We start from the raw sequence: 21,785 nt of genomic DNA, 5'->3' as shown, positions 1-21,785 counted from the left end.
TGCCGTCCGCCCAGCGACCAGGGGCGATATGTCCGAGATGGGCGGAATTTATCATCCCGTTACCGAGTAAGATGCTCTAATCGGTTGATCATCAACAAAGCAAAAAGCTGGAGAACCTGCCACCCATGCCCCCGCGCCTGAGCATCGTCGTACCGGTCTACAACGTCGAGCTCTACCTCGACGAGTGCCTGGAGTCCATCGCCGCCCAGACCTTCGATGACTTCGAGGTCGTCCTCGTCGACGACGGTTCCACCGACGCCAGCGCCGCGATAGGCGAGGCGTTCGCCGCGCGGGACGGCAGGTTCCGACTGGTCCGGCAGAAGAACGCCGGACTCGGTGCCGCCCGCAACGCGGGCGCCCGTCACATATCCGAAGGCAGCGAGTACCTCGCCTTCGTCGACAGTGACGACACCATGCCGACGAACGCCTACCAGCTACTGATCGACGCCCTCGACGAGACGGGCTCCGACTTCGCCGGCGGCAACGTCAAGCGGTTCCGCTCCGTCGGCATGCAGCAGTCCTGGGGCCACCGCGCCCCCTTCGCCACGACGCGGCTGAAGACCCACATCTCCAAGTTCGCGCCGCTGGTCACCGACCGCACCGCGTGGAACAAGGTCTACCGGCGCAGCTTCTGGGACGAGCACGGCTTCCAGTACCCGGAAGGCATCCTCTACGAGGACGCCCCCGTCAGCATCCCGGCCCACTACTTCGCCACCAGCGTCGACGTGATCAACGACTGCGTCTACCACTGGCGGGTGCGCGAGACCGGCGAGCGCTCCATCACCCAGCGCTCCACCGACCCGGTCTCCGTCATCGACCGCGTCACCTCCATCCGTATGGTCCGCGACGCGCTGAAGGCCAAGCAGGGCGAGAAGTACGCCCGTTACCTGCGCGAGTACGACCACAACGTACTCAGCGAAGAGCTGCCGCTCATCTACAAGTACGTCGGTGAAGGCGGCCCCGACTTCCGGGCGGCCTTCGTCAAGGAGGTCGGCGGCCTCATCCGCGAGATCGGCCCCGGCCCCTGGCCGGACCTCACCGTCGCCGACCGGCTCAAGGCGTACCTCGCCCGGGAGGGCCGCGTCGAGGAGTTCATCGCCCTCAACAAGCACCAGAGCGACTACTCCTACAGCGTGCCGGTCAAGGGCCTCGCCCGCCCGCAGGCCGACTACCCCTTCCTCACGGCCCCCGTTCCGCCCAAGCTCCTCACGCTCGGCCCGCGCGAACGCCGCGTGGTCAGCCGTCTGGAACAGGCCGCCTGGAGCGACGGCAAGCTGCTCCTGCGCGGGTACGCGCTGCCCGGCCACCTGGGCGCCGAAAGCCGTCTGGGCTCCCGCAAGATGCTGGTCTTCCGCGAGCAGGGCAAGCGCCGCCGCAGCGTCGTCACCGCCCGCACCGTCGCCTCCCCGATGGCCACCGTCAACGAGCCGCACCTCGCGCTGCGGCACGCGGACTGGGCCGGGTTCACCGCCGTCGTCGACCCCACCGTCTTCCAGACGGGCGGCAAGTGGAACGACGGTACGTGGACCACCTCCATCGCCGTCACCGGCGCCGGCGGCCTGCACCGCGCCCGCCTCAGGGGCGGCGACCACGACAGCGGCCACAACCCGCCCTCGTACTGGGCGACCCCCGACGTCCGGATCGTCCCGACCGTCGCCGGCTCCCTGACGATCAAGGTCGAGGTCGTCCGCGCCCGCGCCCTGGACGTCCTGCCGTCCGGCGACGGCGCCGTCGAGGTGTCCGGCGAGCTGTCCTCCGAGATCGGCCGGGGTGCCTCCCTGCGGGCGACGCACGTCGGCAGTGGCAACGCGCTGACCGTCCCGCTGGACACGGCCGACGCCGCCACGAACGGCCGCGTCCCGTTCACCGCCGCCCTGCGCCTGGCCGAGCTGGCGGACGTACCGCTGCCCGGTCCCGGCGAGTGGGGGCCGCAGGCATGGAACCTGGCCGTCGTCCGCGCCGACGGCACCGAACACCCCCTGGCCCTCGACGAACGGGGCGGGTTCACCGGACTGGTCATGCCCGTGCCCGACGACGCCACCGGCCGCGCCGTCTTCGCCAAGCGCGGCACGTCGGGCCACCTGGTCCTCTCCGTCCAGGCGTCGCCGCCGCTCGTGGACACCGTCACGTCCAAGAACGGCACCCTCACCCTCGGGGGCAGCTTCCACGCGCCCGCGGACGCCGCCGACGAGCCGTACGAGTTGGTCCTCCACAACCACCACGGCACCGAGTTCAGCTACCCCGTCACCCGTGACGGCGACCGCTTCGAGGCGTCCTTCGAACCGGTCCTGCCCGAGCCGTACGCCGGCCGCACCAGCCTTCCGCACGGCCGCTGGTGGCCCACCCTGCGCCCGGTGAGTCAGGGCGGCACCACGGCGAGCCTGCTCGGCGTCGACCGCGGCGCGCCGCTCCAGCTCCTGCCGCCGGTCCTGTTCTCCGGACCGCACCACGTCACCACCGACGGCCGCCGCATGCGTGTCGAGGCCCGTCTGTACGACCGGCTGGTGCTGGTCAGCGACCCGCTGATCAGCCCGCACGACCGCTCGCGGTACGCCCAGCGGGTGGCCCGCGACATCACCTACCCGGCCCAGTGCGCCCTGCCGGTCAAGGACATGGTCGTGTACGAGACCTTCCAGGGGAACGGCGCCGGCGACTCGCCCCGTGCCATCCACGAGGAACTGGTGCGGCGCGGCGAGAAGCTGGACCACGTCTGGCTGGTCCGCGACGGCCGCGCCGAGGTCCCGTCGACCGCCCGCGCCGTCCAGTACGACAGCCTGGAGGCATGGGACGTCCTGGCCCGGGCCCGCTACTACGTCGTCAACGACAGCGTGCCGAACCACTTCCGCCGCCGCCCGGGCCAGACCGTCGTCCAGACGTGGCACGGAACGCCGCTGAAGCAGATCGGCCACGACTACCTGCACGACTACTACACGAGCCCCGAGGCGCTCGACGCGCTGCGGCACGACGCCGCCCAGTGGTCGCTGCTCGCCTCCCCGGGCTCGTACGCCACCCCGGTCCTCAAGCGCGCACTCGGCTACGACGGCGAGATCATCGAGTCCGGCAGCCCGCGCACCGACGCCCTCGTCCGCCCGGACGAGCAGCGCGTCGCCGAGGTCCGGCGGCGGCTCGGCCTGCCCGAGGGCAAGAAGGTCGTCCTCTACCTGCCGACCTGGCGCGAGAACCGCGAGGGCTGGTCGAACGGCTACAAGCTGGACCTGCAGATCGACCTGGACGCGGCCCGCAGCGCGCTCGGCGAGGACCACGTCCTGCTGATCCGCGGCCACCACAAGGTGAACGAGCAGGTCCGCGAGGGAGCCCGGGACGGCTTCGTGATCGACGTGTCGCGCTGGCCCGACACCACGGACCTGCTGCTCGTCGCCGACGTCCTGATCTCGGACTACTCGTCCGCGATCTTCGACTTCGCGCTGACCGACCGGCCGATCCTGCTGTTCACGTACGACCTGGAGCACTACCGCGACACGCTGCGCGGCTTCACCTTCGACCTCGAGAAGAAGGCTCCCGGACCGCTCATCGCCGACTCGGCGAGCCTGATCGAGGCCGTACGGAACGCGGACGCGATCGCCGCCGAACACGCCGATGCGCGGGCGGCGTTCCGAGCCGAGTTCTGCGACCTCGACGACGGCCACGCGACCGAGCGTGTCGTCGAGCGGATGCTCGCCATGTAGTGCGGACGAGTGCATTCACGAGGGGACACAGACCGGTCCCCGGCCCACCGATGAGTTCCGGGCCGGGGACCGGTCTGTATGTGTGAGACGGAACCCGGCCCCGGGCCCGTCCCGCGCACCCACTCTGGAGGCAGTCATGAGCAGCAGCACCGGCTTCACCACGTGTCTGTGGTTCGACGGCGACGCGGAGGCCGCCGCCGACTACTACCTGTCGGTCTTCAAGGACGGCAAGCGCGGACGCACCGCCTACAAGAACGAGGCGATGCCCGGCGCGGCCGGTGAGGTGTTGATCGCCGAGTTCGAGGTCAACGGGCAGAGGTTCGTCGGCCTCAACGGCGGCCCGGAGTTCCCCTTCACCGAGGCGATCTCCTTCCAGATCCACTGCGCCGACGAGGCGGAGGCGGACTACTACTACGACGAGCTGACGAAGGACGGTGGCGCGGAATCCGCCTGCGGTTGGGTCAAGGACAAGTTCGGGGTGTCCTGGCAGGTGATCCCGCCCGGTGCCATCGAGCTGATCGCCGACCCGGACCCGGGACGGGCCACTCGCGCGACCGCAGCCATGATGACGATGAAGAAGCTCGACGTCGCGGAAATGCGCCGGGCGGCCGACGGGGAGGGCTGAGCGGGGTTCCGTGGTCCGGGCCCGGCAGACGGCGATCCGGGCCGGCGGTGCCGGCAGCGGTCGTGCAGCCGCCGGCAGCCGGTCCGGGCCCGCGCAGCCGCATCAGGCGCAAGCAGGTGGCTCAGGCGCAAGCAGGTGCCTCAGGCGCCGATCCGGGCCAGCAGCGCCGGCAGGGCCGTCCCGATCGGCTCGCGGATCACCTCGTCCGCGAGGGGGTCGTACGGGGTCTCCTCGGCGTTCACGATGATCAGGCGGGCCCCCGCCTCCGCCGCCATCCCGGCCAGCGAGGCGGCGGGCTGCACCTGGAGGGTCGATCCGACGGCGATGAACACCTGACACCCCTTGGCCACCGCCATGGCCTGCCCCAAGACCTCGGGGTCCAGCCGCTCCCCGAACATCACCGTCGCCGCCTTGAGGATGCCCCCGCAGGCGAGACACGCGGGATCCGGCTCCCCGGCGGCGACCCGGGCCAACGCACCGTCCATCCCCGACCGGGTGTGACACGCCGTGCACACCACCGACCGGGCCGTGCCGTGCAGCTCGAACACCTTTCGCGCGGGCATCCCGGCGAGCTGGTGCAGACCGTCCACGTTCTGCGTGATCACCCGTACCGGGGTGCCGCCGCGCTCCAGCTCGGCCACCGCTACGTGCGCGGCGTTGGGCCGCGCCCCGAGGGCTCCGATCTCGGCCCGCATCAGCCAGGAACGCCGCCGGATCTCCGGATCGGCCATGTAGTACGCGTACGTGACGAGCTTCTCGGCATCAGGCTCGCGCCGCCACAACCCCTGCGGCCCCCGGTAGTCCGGAATCCCGGAATCGGTGGACAGTCCGGCCCCACTGAACACTGCGACGAGCGGCTTCCCCATGAGCCGACCCTACGCAGCCCGCGTCCCGGAGCGCGAACGGTTTCGCGCGATCCCGGTTCCCGCGCACCTCGGCCGGGCGGGCGAACCGGCCCGAAGGCCCACAGTGGTGAATCCCGCCCCCACTGGGGTGAGGTCCCCGCCGCGTCCCGCCCGGCCGGACGACGCGGACGGTTACAAACCGGACATGAAGCTCACCCCTCGCCTCCCCGGCGCCCTGCTGCTCGCCCTGACCGCCTTCGTGCTCCCCGCGGCGATCGCGGCCCCGGCCCTGGCCGACGCACCGCCGTTCGGCGAGATCACCGCCCGCGCCCACCGGCACACCGCCGCCCAGATCAGCGGCTTCCTGATCGGCTTCTACGGGCACCACGGACCCTCCGCCCACGACCGACGGCACCGGGTCTCCCAGCAGCTCAAGGACAAACAGAAGAACTACCCCGACAGCGACGTATTGCTCTGCGCCCGGAGCAAGCCCAACCGCATCACCGTCGGCCCCGCCACCGTCGCCCAGAACGCCGGCGTCGGCTGGGCCACCGTCACCACCCACTGGGACGGCGGGGCCACGGACACCTTCACCGCCTACGTACGGCTCGACAGCAGGCCGATCCGGGTGGACGACGTGATCTGCGCCGGCTGAAATCCACCCCGCCCCGCGCCGGCCGATGACGGAGCCGGGGCACGGAAGCCGGGGAGAGCGGGCGGGAGGGCTCGGGAGACGGGGAAAGGGCCGGGGAAAACCGGTGCGCCGGGGCGGGAGGCGGTCCGTAGGGTGGGCGGCATGCCAACGACCGCCGTCCTCTACTGCCGCGACCCGCTGGACGGGCGCCGTACCGACGCCCACTTCGCGGGGGAGGCCCGGCACCTGCGCGCGACCGGCGGGAAGGCGCTGCTCCTCGACCACGACGCCCTCCTCGCCGGGGACACCCGCGAAGCGGTGTCCCGTATCCCCGAAGGCACCGGCGCCCTCTGGTACCGGGGATGGATGATCCCGGCCGCGCGGTACACCGCCCTCGACGCCGCCCTGCGCGAGCGCGGCGCCCGCCTCGTCGTCGATCCGGAGCGCTACCGGCGGGCGCACGAACTGCCCGGCTGGTACGCGACCTTCGCCGACCACACCCCGTACAGCGCCTGGCTGCCCACGGCGCCGGGGGAGGTCCCCGACCCGTCCGCGCTGTCGGCGCTCGCCGCCCGACTCCCGTCCGGCGCCGCCATCGTCAAGGACTACGTCAAGTCCCGCAAGCACGAGTGGGCCGAGGCGTGCCACATCCCCGACACGCGGCGGCCGGACGCCCTGCACCGGGTGGTGAGCCGCTTCGTGGAGCTCCAAGGCGACGACCTGGCGGGCGGTGTGGTGCTACGGGCCTTCGAGGACTTCGTGACGCCGGACGCGGGGCCCGCGGAGATCCGGGTCTGGTGGCTGGACGGCACGCCCCGGCTGGTCACCGCCCACCCGGACAGCGTCTGCGGCGCGGTCGAGGCGCCCGACCTGGGGCCGCTGCGCCCGGCCGTCGAGGCACTGGACTGCCGCTTCGTGACCACCGATCTCGCACTGCGCGCGGACGGCGTCCGGCGGGTGGTCGAGGTGGGGGACGGGCAGGTCAGCGATATGCACCGGGACGCCGATCCGGCGGCTCTTGTCAGTCTCCTGACGGAGGCTCAGGCGGGTCCGGCGGGGCTGCGCGGCCGCGGTGGCGTCTGGTAGAACACCGGACATGACGGGCTTCGAGATCACCGGCGCGAGCGCCTGCGACATGGAACTGATCCGCTCCTGGGCGGAGGAGGAGGGCTGGAACCCCGGTGTCGGCGACCGTTACGCGTTCGCCGTCGCGGACCCCGGCGGTTTCCTCGTCGGCCGGCTCGACGGGGAGCCGGTGGCCTGCATCTCGGCGGTCCGCTACGGCGCCGGCTTCGGGTTCGTCGGCTTCTACATCGCCCGGCCGACGGTGCGCGGCCAGGGCTACGGGATGCGGTTGTGGAACGCGGGGATGGCGCGGCTGGACGGGCGTCTCGTGGGCCTGGACGGGGTGGTGGAGCAACAGGACAACTACCGCAGGTCCGGGTTCCGCCACGCCTGGAACAACGCCCGCTACGAGGGGGTGCCGGAGGCCGGCGCCGACGACGGGGTGCGGGTGGTGGACGCCGCCTCGCTGCCCTTCGCGGAACTGGCCTCCTACGACCGGAGGTTCTTCCCGGAGCCCCGGGACTCCTTCCTCGCCGCGTGGACCGGGCTGCCCGGGCGGACGGCCCTCGCCGCCGTCCGGGACGGACGGGTCGAGGGCCTCGGCGTGATCCGCCCGGGCAGCGCTGCCGCCCGGATCGGCCCCTTGTACGCGGCCGGCCCGGAGGTCGCCGGCGCCTTGCTGCGGGGCCTCGCGCGGCACGCTCCCGGCGGCCGGGTGGCCGTGGACGTACCGGACGCCAACCCGGCCGCGGTCAAGCTGGTGACCGGGCTGGGGATGGTGGCGACCTTCGAGACCGCCCGCATGTACACCGGCCCGGCGCCCGCGCTCGACCTGTCCGGCCTGTACGGGGTCACGAGCCTCGAACTGGGGTGACGCGGGCCGGACGGCGGTCGCACGACGCCGCCCGGCGGGAAGCGGCGCGCCGCCCTACACGTGGAACAGGACGCCCTCGCTGCTGCGCAGCTCGCACGGGTTGGCGAAGACGTGCGCGTAGTTCATGCGGCGGCCCTGCCACACCCCGTCGACCGTCACCGTCACCGGGTTCCACTCCCTCGTACACCGCACGTTGGCGCGCGGTGCGGTCAGCGGGTCCGGGGAACCGCCGTTCACCCGTAACTCGGCGCAGGCGGCGGCCGGGTCCGGGTGCGTGCCCGCCGGCCGCGGCGCGCACACCAGCGTCGTCGCGCGCATCACCGTGGCCTGGGCGGGGTCCTCTCCGGAGGCGACGGCGACCACGAGCGCCGACGGGGCGTAGAGGGTTTCCGCTCCGGTCGGCGCCGCGTCGGCGGCTCCGGACCCGGCCAGCGCGGTGAGGGCGGTGAGCGCCATGGCTCCGGTAGCCAGTCCCAGGCTCCTGCTGATGGACCGGCTCCTGCTGATGGACCGCATTTCGAACACTCCTCGGGATTGTCGTGCCGGATAACGGACGGAGTCTTGCCCATGCGACGCCAGAACGCTCGTTCGGGCCGCGAAATCGCGTCACCGTTCGTGAGCGCATGAGTGCACTCCGCAGCGGTGGTGGGCCGATGGGGGGCCGTTGACCTGTGGGGAAGGGGCGCGCCGAAACGGCCGAAGACACCCGCTTCGGGGGCCTGATCAGCGAGTGGCGGCGATGCGCGGCGCGTACAGGTCGAGGAGTCGGGTGCGGGTCTGCTGGAGCCGCGTCGCCAGCACGCGCCCCACCCAGTGCCCGATGGCCGAGCCGAAGGTGGGGTCGGCGTCCATCAGCATCCGTACCGTGGGCGCGTCGAACTGGTAGGCCCGGACCAGGGTCATCGCCTCGGCGCTGAGCTGCCAGGCGTAGGGCGGGAACAGCCAGGACCAGCCGACCAGTTCGCCCGGGCCGAGGCTCTCGATGGGAGCGGCGCGGCGGCCGGGGACGGGGAGCTCCAGCGTGACGGTGCCTGAGCGCACGATCCAGAAGGACTCCGCGCGGCTGCCCTCGTCGAAGATCCGCGTGCCCTCGCGGAAATTGACCTCACGGGCCAGCGCCATGAGCCGCCCGCGGTGCTCGGTGGAGAGCACGGCGGCGAGCCGGATGGGGGAAGGTGTGCTCACGACGGCCTCCGATCACGACCCCCCACGTGGTGCTGCTCTCACCTCAGTGTCGCCGACTTCGGCGCGGGAGGTGGTGCGACGCCGCTATGGCGGCGCCGAGCCGTGTCCGCGACGGGTGGCGGTGGGGCCGGGGGTGCCCGTGGGGCCGGGGGTGCCCGGCGGAATCATGGCCGGGGCCGCCCATGATTCCGCCGGGCGCCCCTGACTCAGTCCTCGGCGGTCGCCTCCAGGCAGGCCAGCTCCATCGCATCGAGGACCGCCTCGTGGCTGCGCCGGCTCAGCTCGGCGACGTTCTCGATCTGTGCCGTGGTCCAGGCGGCGAGGGTCATCACCAGGACCCGGAGCCCGTCGGTGCCGTGCTCGGCGAGGATCTCGTCGGCCACGATCATGGCCTCCTCGGGCACCTGCTCCGGTGGCTCCAGTCCGGCCAGGCCGCGCAGCATCGCGAGGGTCCGGCGGGAGATCTCCGGCGTCATCCGCGCCAGCCGCATGTCTTCTTCGTCGTCCATCCGCCCACCTCCGGTGCCGTGCCGAACACGCTGAGGGCACGGTAGAGCGGCCCGACCCCCCTCGGGGCGGTTTTCCACGGTCTCCGCCCACCCGAACGACCCCGCGCCCCCCGCCGGCACGATTCCGGCCGGCCGCGCCGGCCATGGCCGGTCGTGCCGCGGGCGAACCGTGGGCCGAGCCCTTCGGCGGGGCGGCCGGCGGGGACGACCCCGCCCACGCCGGCCACGCCGCCCACGCCGGCCACGCCGCCCACGCCGGCCACGCCGCCCACGCCGGCCGCCCCGGCCGCCCCGGCCGCCCCGGCCGCGCCGGACGGAGGCGGCCCGTCCCACGTCGGCCGGCGTGGCGCTGCCACGCGCGACCGGAGGCCGGTCGCGCGGCAGTCGGGGTGGGGGCCACGCGCCGTGCGCGCGAACCGGCCTGCCGAGGCCGTCCCGCGTGGGCCTGTCGGGTCCCGGCGGAACGGCTCCGCAGGAGCCGGGCAGCCCGCCGGGCGCGGAGGAGCGGAACGGTTCCCGCCGGGGCGCGCCCCCCGTCGGCCGGTCGCCGCCGAAGCCGTCGCGGGAAGCGGGCGCGCGTGCCTTCCTCGGGCGGCGACCGGCCGGTGCCCCGGCTGGGGCCTCGGCGACAGCCACGACCGGCACGCGGCCCGACGCACGAGACGTGCGTGCCGCCGGGCGGCGACGGGGCCTCCGGGTACACGAAGCCCAGCGTCCGGCCGGACGGTTCCTGATCGGGTACGGCCTGCGGGGCGAGTGCGTCTCGGCGGCCCTGTGCGCGCCGGCCCGGACCGCGCTCCCGGCCGGGGCGGGTCGCACGGTCTGGTTCGACCGGGGAGAAAACCGCCCACCGTCCCCCGACGGCGGGGACTTCGCGTACGGCGGCTACAAGGGCCAGTACCTGCCGACCGAGTACGCGTCGGCCATCGCCTTCACCACCCGGGATCCCGCCCCTCGGCGGCGGCCCTCCTCTGCCGCCCGCTGCCGCCCACCTGACGCGGACCGTCTGACGCAGGCCGCCCGACGCAGGCCATACACCCCCGGCCCCGGTTCGGCATCCGATGTGTCAAGTGCCGTGCCCGAGCGGCCGATCCGCCCTAGGGTGCGCCCGTACGCACGGCCCCCGGCCCGCTCCAGGGCCGGGTGGCCGTACGGCCCGGCGTGGCGCCCGCGCGGCGCGACGCACACCGAACTGGGGGGTTCATGCGTAGATCCAGAGCGCTTGCCACCGCGCTCGCCCTGTCCCTGGCGAGCACCGGCACCGCCATCGGCCTCGGCCTCGTCCCGCCTGCGGCGGCCGTCACCCCGCCCGTGGCCTTCACCGCCGACGCGCTGCCCACCTGGCAGCCCAACGGTGTCGTCTGGGCCCTCGCCGAGATCGGTGGCACGGTCTTCGTCGGCGGCACCTTCTCGGCCGTACGCCCCCCGGCGGGTGGCGGCGGCAGCGAACGGTCGGCCGTGAACTTCGTGGCGCTCGACGCGGCGACCGGCGCCCCGACCTCCTGCTCGCTCGACTTCACCGTCGGCGGGGGCACCGCGACCGTCCGCGCGCTCACCCTCTCGCCCGACAAGAAGACCCTCTACGCGGGCGGCTACTTCGGGGCCGTCAACGGCACGCCCGTCTCCAGCATCGTCGCCATCGACGTGGCGAGCTGCACCGTGAAGACCTCCTTCCGCCCGGCCTTCGCGGCCACCGTGCGGGCCCTCGCCGTCACCGACGACACGGTCTACGCGGGCGGCGACTTCCTGACCGTCTCCGGTCAACCCCGAAAGCGCTTCGCGGCGGTCGGCGCGGGCGACGGCGCCCTCAAGCCCTTCACCGCCGACGCCGACGAACCGGGCCGCGCGGTCGAGGTCACCCCGGACGGCGCCGACGTCGTACTCGGCGGTGACTTCTTCACCGTCAACGGTACGAACACGCACGCTCTGGCCGTCGTCAACGCGACGAGCGGCGCGCTCACCAAGGCGTACCCCGGCTTCATCGAGACCAACTCGGTGGTCAAGGACATCGCCACCGACGCGACCGGCTTCTACACCGGCAACGAGGGCACGGGCGGCGGCGTCTTCGACGGCCGCATCGCCCTCGACCTCAGCGACTTCAACCAACGTTGGCGCGACACCTGCCTCGGCGCCACCCAGGCCGTGCTGCCCTACCAGAACGTGCTCTACAGCGCCTCGCACGCACACGACTGCTCCAGTATCGGCGAGTACCCCGACGGGCAGCGCCACCACCTCCTGGCCGAACCGACCACCTCCGTCGGCAAGCTGGGCTGGGCGCCCGACACCAACGACGGCATCGGCGAGGGCATCGGCCCGCGCGTGCTGACGGTCGGTTCGAAGGCCGGCGTGCAGTACCTGTGGGTCGGCGGCGAATTCACCACCGTCAACGGGGCCGCGCAGCAGAGCCTGACCCGCTTCGCCTCGACGGGCGACACCGGCGCGCCCACCGTGCCCGTCGCGAGCGCCGTCAGCTTCAAGCCGGGCGAAGTCCAGGTCCGCTGGCGCACCAGCCTCGACCTGGACGACAGCGCGCTCACCTACCGGATCTACCGCAACGGCTCCGCGACCCCGATCGGCACGGTCATGGCCGACTCGCTGTTCTTCAGGCGACCGCAGGCGTCCTGGACGGACACCACCGCCGCCGCAGGGCAGTCCTACACCTACCGGGTGACGGCGACCGACGCGGCCGGCAACACCAGCGCGCTCTCCACCACCGCGTCCGTCACCGTCCCCACCTCGGTCGACGCGTACCCCGACGCGGTCCGGGCCGACGGTGCCCAGCAGTACTGGCGTTACGACGAGTCGGTCGCGCCCTTCGTCGCGGACTCCTCCGTCGCGGGTGACCGGAGCGGCGTCCACCTGAACGGACCGGCGCTGCGCCAGACGCCCGGCGCGCTCACCGGCGCGAGTACGGCGATCGGCTTCAACGGCACCAACACGCAGGTGTACGGGGACAAGCGGCAGACCGTGGGCAGCAGCTACTCCATCGAGACCTGGTTCAAGACGAACACGACGCGGGGCGGCAAGCTCGTCGGCTTCGGCAACAACCAGGACCGGGGCAGCAGCCAGTACGACAAGCACATCTACATGACCAATGACGGCCGGCTGGTCTACGGCGTCTACACCGGAGCCACGCGGACCATCACCGCCGGTGGCACCGACCGCTACAACGACAACAAGTGGCACCACGTCGTCGCCACCCAGGGTCCCGGCGGCATGACCCTGTACGTGGACGGCGCCCAGAAGGGCACCCTCAACGTCACCACGCACGAGAACTTCGCCGGCTACTGGCACGCGGGCGGCGACAACCTGAACGCCTGGCCCGACCGCCCGAGCAGCGACTACTGGGCGGGCCTGCTCGACGAGACAGCCGTCTACCCCGGCGTGCTGAGCGCGGCGCAGGTCCAGAACCACTACGCCCTCGCCTCCGCACCCGCCGACTCGGTCGTCGAACTCACGGCGGCGGAGGACACCTACGCCAACGCGGGAGCCCCCGACACCAACTACGGGACCTCCGGTTCCCTCGCCGTCCGCGGGAGCTCGTTCTACGCGAGCTACCTGCGCTTCAACCTGCCGACCGCGCCGACGGGCACCGTGCTGAAGTCGGCGACGCTCAGCGTGAAGACCAGCACCATGAGCGGAGCGGGTACGACGGACACCGTCTCGGTGGTCCCGGTCACCGGCGCGTGGACCGAGGGCGGAACGACGTACGACAACCGCCCGGGACTGGGCGGGCCGGCGCTCGGCGGCTTCCCCGGCGTCCCGGACGGCTCGGCCGTCCACACCGCCGGACTCGACACTGCCACCGTCGCGTCCGCCCTGGGCGGCGCCTACGGTCTGGCAATGACCAGTACCGGAACGGACGCCCTGTGGCTGTGGTCCTCGGAAGCGGCGGCCAACGAGGGCACCCCCCGCCTGACGCTGACCTTCGGCGCGCCGTGACCGGCGTATGAGGCCGCGGCGGTACGGGGCCGCCCCCGCCCGTACCGCCGCACCGGCGAACCCGACGGCGCTCAGGCCTTTTCGGGCTGCTGCCAAGCGGGACGGGCGCGGCTCAGCGGGGCGGTTCGACCTCCAGGAAGCGCCGGCGGCGGGGGCCGCGGTAGAGCAGGCATTCCCAGCCGTGCCGCTCCAGCACCCGCCCGCACTCCGACAGCCGCTCCTGCTCCTCCTCCGCCGCGCCACCGCCCGGCGGGCCGAGCCAGGACACGTGCACCCGTCCGGGCTCCGGCGCGACAGCCACCCGGTAACCGGTGTGCGTGCGCCGCCCGTCCGGGTCCACCGCCGACGGAGCGAAGCCCGCCGCCTCCAGTACGAGGGCCACCGCGCGCGGCATCCGGCGCAGCTCCCACGGGGCGGGAACCGCCGGGCCGGGCGGACCGTTCACCAGACGGCGGATCTGCAACAGCCCTTCGTACGCCGTCCGGACCTCGGCCGCCCGCCCGGGGCCCGCCGGCGGCGCCGGGCCGTCGCCGGTCGCCGCCTCGAAGCCCTGCCCGCCAGGCCCTTCCATCACGCACACCACCCGCCCCGTCTGAGTACCTCACGTCCAACGGCCTGAGTATCCGTACCGATTCCCCGCCCGGCCCGCGCTGGTCGAATGGCGGCATGACGTACGAAGCCGCGCCCGGCACGCACCTGCCGCAGCCCCCGCACCGCCCGCGCCTGCGCCAGGTGACCATCGCCGGTTCGGCGCTGGCGGTGGCGCTGGTACCGCTGGTGGTCGGGGTCCTCGTCGCCAAGGGGATGGCCCCCGACCCGCACACCCCGGTCAACGCCCTGATCACCGGGGGTGGACAGCGCGCCGGGCTGCCCCGCGCCGAGTGGCGGCGGCGTGGGCACACCGCCATGCGCCGGCTGCGGACCGCCCGCGAGGGCACGGCGCGCTCGGCCCGGCGCTGTGCCGCCGCCTGCGGCCGCCGCCCGTAGCCCGCCGCCCGTAGCCCGTCGCGGGCGCCCGGCCGGCTCCGGCCCGTCAGGGGACCAGCGGCTCCTGGAGTTCGGTGACCCCTGACGGTGTGAGGGTCAAGCCCCGTGAGCCCAAGCCCCGTGTTGCGGCCGGTCAGCGGCCGTACTGGCGCACGCACAGGTCTACGACGGACGGCGGTACGACCCCCTCCGCCGCCGCGCACGGCTCTTCCCCACGCTGCCCGCGCGGCACCGCCCCGCGCGGAAGGGCGGGCGGCCGGTCCCGGCGTGGGCCGGCGGGCTTCGCGGCCCGCTCACCTCCCCGGCGGGCGGGCCGCGCGCCGGGTGTCCCCCTCGGCGCCGGTTCCGAGCCCGGCCCGGCGGCGGCTGCGGGCACCGGCGCGGGACCGGCGTCGGGGAGCCGGCTCAGCGGCAGCGGCAGCGGCACGGGCCGGGACGAGGGCGCGGCGGGAGGCGCGTCCGGTGCGCCGACGGGCGGCCGGGAAGCCCGCCGGGGGACCCCGGCAGGCTCTTCCGATCCGACCGACATACAACCGGTGGCCGCCAGGAGGGCGAGGAGGGAAAGGGGCAGGGCGGCCCGGCGTAACTGCATTCCCCCACCATGCCGTACCCCCGGACGACCCAGCCGCGCCCCTCACGCGTCCGGGTGAAACCGATTCGGGTCGGATCTTCCGACCGGAGGGAACGGGCGGAACGGACAACGGGCTTGACCTGGGCCGTCCCGGGCGGCAAGAGTGCGCCCGATCCAGAACCACGGCGCGACCCGCACTTCGAAAGACGCATCCATGCCCCTGCCCGCCCGCACGGCGGTTCCCCGTGCCACCTGCCGGAAGCGGGCCCATGCCTGACGACGGCCCGTTGGCCCGCCCCTACGTCGCCCCGCCGGACCACCCGTCCCCGGCGACGCACGCCCAGACCTGGCCCGAGGGCGGGGCGCCCGCGGTCCGGGGCCCGGAACCGTCCGCCATCCCCGGACCGATTCCTTCCCCCACCGCGGCGCGGTCCACCGCGACGTGGTCCGCCGGCCAGGGGTCCGGCGCGCACGGCCGGCGCCGAGGTGGCGGGCAGGGCGGCCCGGCCGTGCCCATCACCCTGGCCCTGCTCGCCCTCGTGGGCGCCGGCGGGCTGGTCTTCCTGCTGAGCGGCCCCGATCCGGAACGCCCGCGGGCCGCGGCGCCACCCGGTCTGACCGTGCCGGTGCTCCCGGCACGCGGCCCCGACGCCGAACCGGGCCCCTCCTCCGCCGTGCCCACCCGGCCGAAGACCCCCGCTCCGACGCCGGGTTCGACCACGCCCTCCGGGGCCGTGTCCGCGGCGAGCCCGGACGCCCGACCCAGGGGCCCGATCCAGGGCGCCCCCTCCGCCGCCCCGCCGCCCCCGGCCGACGACTCCCGTACCCTGCGCCAGGGAGACAAGGGGCCTGAGGTGCGCGAGCTCCAACAGCGCTTGTACGACCAGGGGTTCACGTACGTCGCCGTCACCGGTGTCTACGACGGGCGCACCCGCCGCGGTGTCGCACAGCTCCAGAGGGATCGTGACATCAAGGGCGACCCGCCCGGGGTCTACGGCCCGGCCACGCGGGCCGCCTTCGGCTGAGCCGGCCCCCGGCGGCGCGGCTTGCCGGGGCCGGTCCCGGCGTCCGTGATGGGATGGCGACACGCAGATGATCGCACCAGCTCACGGAGAGGTCGGTACATGTCCGAGGAAACGATGCGGGCCATGGCGTACGAGACGTACGGCGGTACGGAGGTACTCGCCGAAACCAGGATGCCGGTCCCCAAGGTCGCGCCCGGCGAGGTGCTCGTCCGCGTCAAGTACGCCGGGGTCAACCCCGTCGACTGGAAGATCATGTCGGGCGGCCTCGACGCGCTGATGGACGTCGTGTACCCGGTGGTCCCCGGCTGGGACGTCGCCGGGACCGTCGAGCGGGTCGGCATCGACGTCCCCGAGTTCGAGGTCGGGGACGAGGTCATCGCGTACGCCCGTAAGGACTATGTCCACGGCGGCACCTTCGCCGAGTTCGTCAGCGTGCCCGTACGGGCGTTGGCGGCGAAGCCCGCCTCGCTCGACTGGAAGCAGGCGGCCGGGATGCCGCTGGCCGGTCTCACCGCGTACCAGCTCCTCACCCGCCTCGGCACCGGCAAGGAGGACACCGTCCTCGTGCACGGCGCTTCGGGCGGGGTCGGCTCCCTCGGCGTGCAGATCGCCCGCGCGCTCGGCGCCCGCGTCATCGGCACCGCCTCGCCGCGCAACCACGACCGGTTGCGCGAGCTGGGCTGCGAGCCCGTCGCGTACGGCGACGGCCTCGCCGACCGGGTCCGCGAGCTGGCCCCCGACGGGGTCAGCGTCGTCGCGGACTTCGTCGGCGGGGTGCTGGACGTGACCCGGGCCGTACTGGTGGACGGCGGGCGGCACGCCTCCATCACCGACCACACGGTGCTCGGCGCGGGCGGCCAGTGGATCTGGGTGCGGCCGGTCGCGAGCGACCTCGCCGAACTCGGCCGGCTCGCCGACAGCGGGCTGCTGACGGTGCCCGTCGCCGAGACCTTCCCGCTGGCCGAACTGGCGGCCGCCTTCGAGCTGAGCCAGGCCGGGCACACGGCCGGGAAGATCGTCATCGAGCTCTGAGCCGCGCACGACCCGCGTGGGTCAGGTGAGCGAGGGCACCGCCCCGCACTCGGCCCAGGTGACCTCGACGCCCCGCAGCCCCCGGGCCCAAGGCGCGGCCAGGGCGGCGAGCCCGGTCGCGTCGGGCGGGGCGGTCCCGAGGCCGATCGCGTACCGGGCCAGGGTGTCGCCGCGCTCGAACGGGCGGGGCCAGGCGTGGGCGTCGGGCATTCCGGCGTCCACGAGCCCCCCGAGCAGGGCGCCCATCCGGCCCCGCATCCGACCCAGGTTCTCCTCGAACTCCCCGGACCCCGCGCCCCGTACGGTGACCACCGCCCACGCCGCGTGCCGCCGGTGCGGCGGGGTGGCGGCGGCGGGGGAGACGCGACCGGGGTCGGCCTCCAACTCCTCCCACGTGGCGTACAGCTCGCGCGCCAGCAGGTCCCGCATCCCGGCGCCCACGTCGGCCGTGCAGCCGCGTACGGGGTAGGACGGCGTGAGCACCGTGACCGCCGCGCCGGTGTCCTCGGCGGCGTCGTCGGGGCCGTTCGGCGTGCTCAGGCTGACCGGGACGCGCCAGTCCCATGCCGCCCACGTGGCGAAGAACTCCCGCAGCAGGGCGGCGGGGGCCAGGTCCGTGGCCTCCGCCACCGTGCGCGCCGCCAGGACCGCCCAGGCGAGCCCCGGCAGGCCGCCGAACGGCGCCGAGTCCAGGCCACGGGACCGCGCCCAGGCTTTCACCTCGCGCGCCAGCCCCGCGAACGCCGTGGAGGCCTCGGATCGCGTGCCCACGACGTCCCGTACCGCGTCGGCGTCACTCACCGCGCTGAGCGCCACCGCCGCGGCCTGGCCCAGCCCGGCCCGCCGGGACACCGCCCGGGCCGGGGCCGTTCCGCCCGTGCCGACGGCCACCAGGTCCACGTCCAGGCCGCCGATCCGGAACCGCAGCCCCGGCACCCGCGCCCCCGTGACCAGCCGGAGCCGACGGGCCTCCGGCAGCGCCGCCGCGATCCGCTCCCGCAGCCGCTCGGGGCTCACCTCGCCCGGCAGCGCCGCCACCAGGTCCAGGTCCGCTCCCGGCAGCTCACAGCCCATGCGCCGCGATCCGGCCAGGTGCACCATCCCGTCGGCGAGCGCCGCCGCGACCCGGGCGGCGACCGCTTCGGCTCTGTCCCGCCCGGCGACGTCCCGCCCGGGGGTCTCCGCGTCCTGTGGCGGCGGAGCCTCCTCGGGAAGCCACCGCACCGCCCCCGTCCCCAACTCGACGGTCGCCCGCGCCCGCATCGGCTCGTCCCCGCGCCGCGACAGCACCGCGAGCGATCCGACCCGCGCCGCCGAGCCCCTGTCCGGAAGCCGGGCCCCGAACGCGCGGACCGCCTCCTGCGGATCGCGGCTGCGCCCCAGCGTCAGGTGCGGGGTGAACCCCCGCTCGGCCGCGCCCCGCCCCGGACACCCGGGGAAGCGTTCCACGAGCGCCCGCCGCAGTTCCTGCCAGACCGCGTCACCGTCGGCCGCCGGATCCAGCCACAGGGTGGCGTCCTCGCGGTGCCCGAAACTGTGCACCCCGGCCAGCCGGGCCGTGAACGGGGCGGTCTTCGCCGCGACTTCGGCCAGCACCGGCAGCGCCTGCTCGAAGGAGGACTCCGGTACGAAGCCGAACAGCAGGTTCACGTGCGCCGGCCAGCGGTCGGCCCCCGGGTCGTGCTCCCGCCGCAGCGCGTCCACCGCGGGGTCGGGCGGCGGCAGCCAGGCCACCGCCGTCCGCGCGGTCGCCGGGACGTCGAGGGAGCCGCCGGCGCCCTCCGCCCCGAACTCGACCGTGGCCTCGACCCCATAGTGGTCGGAGAGGAACAGCCCCTCGGCGGTGGGGGAATCGCCCCGCAGCGCGGCCTCGCGTACCCGCGCGCCCGCCGACCGCAGCAGAATGCGGTCCAGCCGGGCCGCACGCCCCGACAGGGAACCCACCGCCGCCAGCGGATTGACCACCGGGTCGAAGGTGGGGGTGTCGTCCTCCGGCCCGCGCACGTCGTTCCACGCGTCCCGCAACCCCAGCGCGGCCGCCGGTCCCTCGGCCCCGGACCGGCCGTCGTTGAAGTCGCCGACCAGGGCCAGCGCCGCCGCCACGCCGCCCAGCCCCTCCGCCAGCCGCGCGAGTTCGGCCGCGCGCCGGTCCGCGCCGTGCTCGGTGTGGTCGCTGGTCAGGTGGGTCGCGGCCACTACGAGCGGGCCGCCCGCCGTGTCGACGCTCACCGCGGTGACCGCCTTGTGTGGACCCAGCACATGCAGGGCCGCCTCGCGCACCGGCAGGCGGCTCAGCAGCAGCAGTCCGCTCTCGGCCACATCGGCGCACCCCGGGTCGGTGCCCAGGGTGTAGCCGGCACGCACCCACGGCTGCGCCAGCAGCAGGACGAGCAGGGCGGGTTCGACCTCCTGGAGCGCGATCACGTCCGCGTCGGCCGCGGCCAGATCGGCCAGCAACAGCGGCCTGCGCCGGGCGGTCGCGATGCGCGGGGCGTCGTAGCGGTCCCACAGCGTGTTCCAGGTGAGCAGCCGCACCCGCTCCGGCCCGGTCGACTCCCCGGTGCCGGGCGGGTCCACCGGCCGCCAACCGCCGCCGTCGGCCGGGTCCCAGGCGTGCGGGGTACGGGCGGTGAAGAACGGCGCCCGCAGCAGCCGGGGGTCACGCACCCGCCCGGCCCGCGTCACGTCGATCCGGTCCACACCGGTGGCCCGGTCCCACACCAGCTCGCCGTCCGCCTCGACGAACAGCACCCGGTGCCAGGGGATGTCGCCGCCCGGCACGAAGGACGGCAGCGGCACCCGCTTGGGGGCGGCTCCGCGCTGGAGCAGCCCGAGCGTGAACCGAGCCGGGTCGAAGCGGGGGTCCCAGCGGACCTGGTGGTAGAGCTCCTCGCTGGTGCGCATCAGCCGACCTCACCCGGTGTGGCGGCGTGCGCCGCGTGGTTCCCCGTATCCGCCTTCTCCGCATCCGCCTTGTCCGTGCCCGCCGCGGGTAGGTCCGCACCGACCGGGCCGATGGACCCGGCGGTGTCCGCGACCGTCCCGTCGGCGCCGACGTACCAGGTCAGGTGCGCCTCGCCCGGGTACGGCGGCGCGAACCGGCGCACCTGCGAGGCCAGTACCCCCTCCGGTACGGGATGCGCCCGCGACCGGTTGCGCCGCACCAGTTCCGCCTCCTCGACCCACACCACGGCGTGCGTGACCAGCGCGTCGCGGCGGCGCGCGACCGCGCCGGCCAGGCCCCGCTGCTGCCCGGTGAGGGAGGTGGCGTCCCACACCACCGTCCCGCCGGAGCGCGCGGCGGCCGCCAGAGCGGTGTCGAGCCGGTTCAGGCCCTCGCGCAGCACGTCGGCGTTGGCCCGCTGATCGGAGCGGGAACCCCGGGCGGTGCGCAGATCGTCGAGACTGACGTACGCCTCCACCCCGGTCAGGCTCCCGGCGAAGGTGCTCTTCCCGCTGCCCGAGGGCCCGCACAACTGCAGAAGGTGCGGGAAGGCGCCGTCGCGCCGGCGCCACGTCGCGGCGACCGCCTCCTCGGCGGTGCGCACCCTGCCCTGCCCGAACGCCTCCCGGGCCTGCGCCCAACAGCGGTCGGCGGCGCGCTGCCCGAGTCCGGCCAACGCCTCCCGCAACCCCACGCGCAACGGCCCCAGCGGGTCCGGCCCCAGCAACCCGGCCTCCTCCGCGTACAAGGCCGACCACTCCACGCAGTCCTGCCCCGCCGTGTCATCGGTGTCCCCCAGGGCCCCGGCCAGCGCGTGCAGGACGCCCAGGTCGGCGGCCTCCGCCAGGCGCACCAGGCCGGCCCGTCGCTCGGCGTCGGGGAACGGCCGGCGCAGCGTCGGATACAGCCCGACCAGGTCCGCCACCCGCCGGGCCGCGGGCATCCCGAGCGGCCCCGCCGCCAGGCGCGCGCCCAGCCGGGCCCGCGGCACGCCGTGCAGCGCGGCGGCGAGCACCCCGGTCAGCCGGCTCTCGCCGGTCCGCCCCAGCCCGTCCAGCCGGGCGGCCACGTCGGCGACCGCCTCGGCTACCGCCTGGGCCACGGCCGCCACGGCGGTCGGCGCGGCGTTTTCGGCGTTGTCGGGCACCGGCCCCCGATCCATGCCGAGCGCACCCAGGAGGGCCGCCGGGTCCGGCTCGGACCCCGACCGGACCGCCCACAGCGGGGCGACCGGCCCCAGCCCGTTCGGCACCACGGGCGCGTACATCCAGTGCGTGTCGGTCCGTACGTGGCCGCCGCGCACCCACTTGGCCACGCACCGCCCGAAGTCGGCCCGCGCGAAACCGTCGACCGTCCGTACGACGTACCCTTCCTGCCGCGCGGTGTCGATCCGCAACTTGCGCAGCGCGCGCTCGTCGTAGACGCCCCGCCACAGCACGCGCGGGGTGGGGACGCCCAGGTCCCTCAGGAAGCGCACGGTCCGGTCCCAGTCCAGGCAGTGGTCCCCGTCCCACACCGAGAACCCGTAGAACCAGCTGTCCAGGTCCTCGTACGGGAGGGAGTGCCGGGCGTACAGGTTCTCCCCGCACACCCGACGACCCGCCGGTATCCCCGGGCCGATGCGGCCCTGGAGACCCTTCACCCAGGCCCGGGAGGGGTGGTGTCCCGAATCGAGGGAGCGCGCGTGCAGCCCGTCCCGGTAGAGGGTGGTGTTCTCGCCGTCGAGCTTCTCCGTGACGACGACCTCCCGCCCGGCCAACGCGACCGGACCGGAGACCCGCACGTCGTCAGGGGTCGCCCCGGGGGACCAGGGCAGGTGCGCCGTACGGGGGTAATGCGTGCGCATGATCCGCTCCTGCTC

Annotated in this window: 16 protein-coding genes; 9 read left to right on the top strand and 7 right to left on the bottom strand. The window is 74.5% G+C overall.

What is annotated here, in order from left to right; genetic code table 11:
* The first annotated feature begins 125 nt into the window (after nucleotides 1-125).
* Nucleotides 126-3,686 (top strand): bifunctional glycosyltransferase family 2 protein/CDP-glycerol:glycerophosphate glycerophosphotransferase, encoded by a 3,561-nt coding sequence (locus ABZ934_RS12535; RefSeq protein ID WP_361312000.1) that lies wholly within the window; start codon nucleotides 126-128, stop codon nucleotides 3,684-3,686.
* A 136-nt stretch (nucleotides 3,687-3,822) separates the two neighbouring features.
* Nucleotides 3,823-4,311, top strand: coding sequence for a VOC family protein (locus ABZ934_RS12530; protein WP_361311999.1), 489 nt, complete (start codon nucleotides 3,823-3,825; stop codon nucleotides 4,309-4,311).
* A gap of 140 nt (nucleotides 4,312-4,451) precedes the next feature.
* On the opposite strand, the gene ABZ934_RS12525 is transcribed toward ABZ934_RS12530, so the two are convergent.
* Nucleotides 4,452-5,177, bottom strand: coding sequence for a Sir2 family NAD-dependent protein deacetylase (locus tag ABZ934_RS12525; RefSeq protein WP_361311997.1), 726 nt, complete (start codon nucleotides 5,175-5,177; stop codon nucleotides 4,452-4,454).
* 184 nt (nucleotides 5,178-5,361) lie between these two features.
* Here ABZ934_RS12525 and ABZ934_RS12520 point away from each other — a divergent pair, with 184 nt between their 5' ends.
* The 3 genes from ABZ934_RS12520 to ABZ934_RS12510 all read left to right on the top strand — a co-directional run bounded on the left by ABZ934_RS12520 (nucleotide 5,362) and on the right by ABZ934_RS12510 (nucleotide 7,729).
* A complete protein-coding gene (locus ABZ934_RS12520) occupies nucleotides 5,362-5,811 on the top strand; it encodes a hypothetical protein (protein WP_361311996.1) in 450 nt (149 codons plus the stop codon).
* Nucleotides 5,812-5,952: 141 nt separating this feature from the next.
* Complete coding sequence (locus ABZ934_RS12515) at nucleotides 5,953-6,876, top strand: ATP-grasp domain-containing protein (RefSeq protein ID WP_361311994.1); 924 nt, start codon at nucleotides 5,953-5,955, stop codon at nucleotides 6,874-6,876.
* 10 nt (nucleotides 6,877-6,886) lie between these two features.
* Nucleotides 6,887-7,729: a GNAT family N-acetyltransferase gene (locus ABZ934_RS12510; protein ID WP_361311992.1), complete on the top strand. Its 843-nt coding sequence runs from the start codon at nucleotides 6,887-6,889 to the stop codon at nucleotides 7,727-7,729.
* A gap of 54 nt (nucleotides 7,730-7,783) precedes the next feature.
* Here ABZ934_RS12510 and ABZ934_RS12505 read toward each other — a convergent pair whose 3' ends face one another.
* The 3 genes from ABZ934_RS12505 to ABZ934_RS12495 form a co-directional block, all read right to left on the bottom strand.
* Nucleotides 7,784-8,245, bottom strand: coding sequence for an SSI family serine proteinase inhibitor (locus ABZ934_RS12505; protein ID WP_361311991.1), 462 nt, complete (start codon nucleotides 8,243-8,245; stop codon nucleotides 7,784-7,786).
* Nucleotides 8,246-8,452: 207 nt separating this feature from the next.
* Nucleotides 8,453-8,914 carry a cyclic nucleotide-binding domain-containing protein gene (locus tag ABZ934_RS12500; RefSeq protein ID WP_361311989.1) on the bottom strand — a complete coding sequence of 154 codons (462 nt, stop codon included), beginning with the start codon at nucleotides 8,912-8,914 and terminating at the stop codon, nucleotides 8,453-8,455.
* 206 nt (nucleotides 8,915-9,120) lie between these two features.
* Entirely contained in the window at nucleotides 9,121-9,423 is a 303-nt protein-coding gene (locus ABZ934_RS12495; protein ID WP_361311988.1) for a hypothetical protein, read from the bottom strand.
* 1,203 nt (nucleotides 9,424-10,626) lie between these two features.
* Between ABZ934_RS12495 and ABZ934_RS12490 the strand changes: the two genes are divergently transcribed.
* Entirely contained in the window at nucleotides 10,627-13,365 is a 2,739-nt protein-coding gene (locus ABZ934_RS12490; RefSeq protein WP_361311987.1) for a DNRLRE domain-containing protein, read from the top strand.
* A 112-nt stretch (nucleotides 13,366-13,477) separates the two neighbouring features.
* On the opposite strand, the gene ABZ934_RS12485 is transcribed toward ABZ934_RS12490, so the two are convergent.
* Nucleotides 13,478-13,936 (bottom strand): hypothetical protein, encoded by a 459-nt coding sequence (locus ABZ934_RS12485; protein ID WP_361311985.1) that lies wholly within the window; start codon nucleotides 13,934-13,936, stop codon nucleotides 13,478-13,480.
* A gap of 95 nt (nucleotides 13,937-14,031) precedes the next feature.
* Here ABZ934_RS12485 and ABZ934_RS12480 point away from each other — a divergent pair, with 95 nt between their 5' ends.
* From ABZ934_RS12480 to ABZ934_RS12470, 3 genes are all read left to right on the top strand, one after another.
* A complete protein-coding gene (locus tag ABZ934_RS12480) occupies nucleotides 14,032-14,352 on the top strand; it encodes a hypothetical protein (RefSeq protein ID WP_361311983.1) in 321 nt (106 codons plus the stop codon).
* 840 nt (nucleotides 14,353-15,192) lie between these two features.
* Nucleotides 15,193-15,948 carry a peptidoglycan-binding protein gene (locus ABZ934_RS12475; protein WP_361311981.1) on the top strand — a complete coding sequence of 252 codons (756 nt, stop codon included), beginning with the start codon at nucleotides 15,193-15,195 and terminating at the stop codon, nucleotides 15,946-15,948.
* 114 nt (nucleotides 15,949-16,062) lie between these two features.
* On the top strand, nucleotides 16,063-16,980 hold the full coding sequence (locus ABZ934_RS12470) for an NADP-dependent oxidoreductase (protein ID WP_361312192.1): 918 nt from the start codon (nucleotides 16,063-16,065) through the stop codon (nucleotides 16,978-16,980).
* 21 nt (nucleotides 16,981-17,001) lie between these two features.
* Here the strand turns inward: ABZ934_RS12470 and ABZ934_RS12465 are convergent, their stop codons facing one another.
* Both ABZ934_RS12465 and ABZ934_RS12460 read right to left on the bottom strand, forming a co-directional pair.
* A complete protein-coding gene (locus tag ABZ934_RS12465; RefSeq protein ID WP_361311979.1) occupies nucleotides 17,002-19,884 on the bottom strand; it encodes a poly(A) polymerase in 2,883 nt (960 codons plus the stop codon).
* Complete coding sequence (locus ABZ934_RS12460) at nucleotides 19,884-21,770, bottom strand: RNA ligase family protein (RefSeq protein ID WP_361311978.1); 1,887 nt, start codon at nucleotides 21,768-21,770, stop codon at nucleotides 19,884-19,886. Before ABZ934_RS12460 ends, ABZ934_RS12465 begins: the two co-directional genes overlap by 1 nt.
* Nucleotides 21,771-21,785 lie beyond the last annotated feature (15 nt).

The sequence above is a fragment of the Streptomyces sp. NPDC046557 genome, from assembly GCF_040645975.1.
Lineage (GTDB): Bacteria > Actinomycetota > Actinomycetes > Streptomycetales > Streptomycetaceae > Streptomyces.
Note: the sequence above shows the minus strand (reverse complement) of the source record. Positions and strands in the feature narration are given on the sequence as shown.